Source organism: Dietzia cinnamea NBRC 102147 (assembly GCF_001571065.1).
In the GTDB taxonomy this organism is placed as follows: Bacteria; Actinomycetota; Actinomycetes; order Mycobacteriales; family Mycobacteriaceae; genus Dietzia; species Dietzia cinnamea.
Map to the genome: position 1 here is coordinate 1 of NZ_BCSW01000130.1, position 1331 is coordinate 1331.

Sequence of the window (1331 nt, forward strand, 5' to 3'; positions counted from 1 at the left end):
TCCAGCTCCGCGATGCTCCTATGTCAAGTCTTCGTTAAGCGGCCGTCTGGAGCGCAGCGATTGGAGATTGCGGTGCTGCAGGTGGAGGAGGTGACGTGGCGTCGAGCACGACCCGTGTTTCGTCTGCCCGCATCGCTGCGAACACCCGATCGGATAGGCGGCGGCGGAGCAGGCGCAACGCCTCGGTGCGGGTCTTGCCGGCGGCGATGAGCTTGTCGAAGTAGGCGGTACCTTCTGCGCCGAGTCGCAGCTGGGTCACCGCGGCCATGTGCAGCGCGGTATTGATGCGCCTGTTGCCGCCCCGGGACAGCCTGACGCGGACCTTGTTGCCCGACCAGACGGGAATTGGGGCGGTGCCGTTGAAACGGGCGAAGGCGTCTTTGGACTTGAACCGCCTGACCCCGGCGGTCTCCCCGATAATTGTGGCCGCGCCGAGAACCCCGAGGCCCGGGACCTCGAGAAGACGTGGGTGATCCGCACGCACCAGCTTGGTCAGGCGGCTCTCGATCTCATTGATCCGCCGCGTGAGCGACCGAATGTCCTCCAGGAGATCCCGGGCAATCTCGGCCACCGCCCCGGTGTGTTCGTAGAGTCGTGCGATTAGCTCATCCAGCAGATGGTAGCGACGCAGTGCCCGGGACGGTATCTGCAGTTCAGGATCAATCTCGTGCAGGAACCAGCGGACCTTGGATTGCATAGCAGTACGTCGAGCGACCAGGCTACGACGATGGTCGGACAACAGCTTGATCTCCCGCGCCGGGCCGGGCAGCTCGGCCGTCGGTAGATCATCTTCGCGCAGAGCAACGCGTGCAACGGCTTCAGCGTCGATCGGATCAGACTTGCCGAGTTCACGACCCGAACGGCGCATACCTGCCATCAACCTGGTGTGGACTCGCACCACCTTGTGCCCGGCATCGAGCAGGTCAGCTTCCAGACGACGGGTCAGATGCCGGCAGTCCTCGACCGCAATGCAGACGCCGTCGAACTGCTCGAGCCACGCCATGATCTTCTGATGCCCAGCAGCCCGAGCCTCGACCGTGAGGACATCGATTCTCTTGCCGACCTCGTCGACCGCGACGAGCGTGTGCCAATTCTTGTGGGCATCAATTCCAATGACAGTCATCGCCGACCTCCTGATGTTGCGTGCAGTACGGCACCGCCGTTCGAGATCGGGCACGCCTCAGTGGGGCAGGACGAGCGAGCAAGCTCCTATCAGGCCACGACCTCCAGCGGCGGTGCTAGCCCGGCGGAGCGGCACATCGGGGACAAGCCACCTACGGCAGCGAAGAAACGAGCCAACTCCACCGAGCCACTCTCATTCTGGTACTGAA

At 63.6% G+C, this 1331-nt stretch carries 1 protein-coding gene; it reads right to left on the reverse strand.

Features of this window, described 5'->3' with window-relative positions; all coding sequences use genetic code 11:
* Positions 1-34 precede the first annotated feature (34 nt).
* Complete coding sequence (locus tag DCI01S_RS16440; RefSeq protein ID WP_061230205.1) at positions 35-1123, reverse strand: IS110 family RNA-guided transposase; 1089 nt, start codon at positions 1121-1123, stop codon at positions 35-37.
* Positions 1124-1331: the final 208 nt, after the last annotated feature.

Bases quoted from the DNA above. Each gene is read 5' to 3' on its own strand.
- DCI01S_RS16440 (WP_061230205.1), bottom strand. From the start codon at position 1,123: ATGACTGTCATTGGAATTGATGCCCACAAGAATTGGCACACGCTCGTC.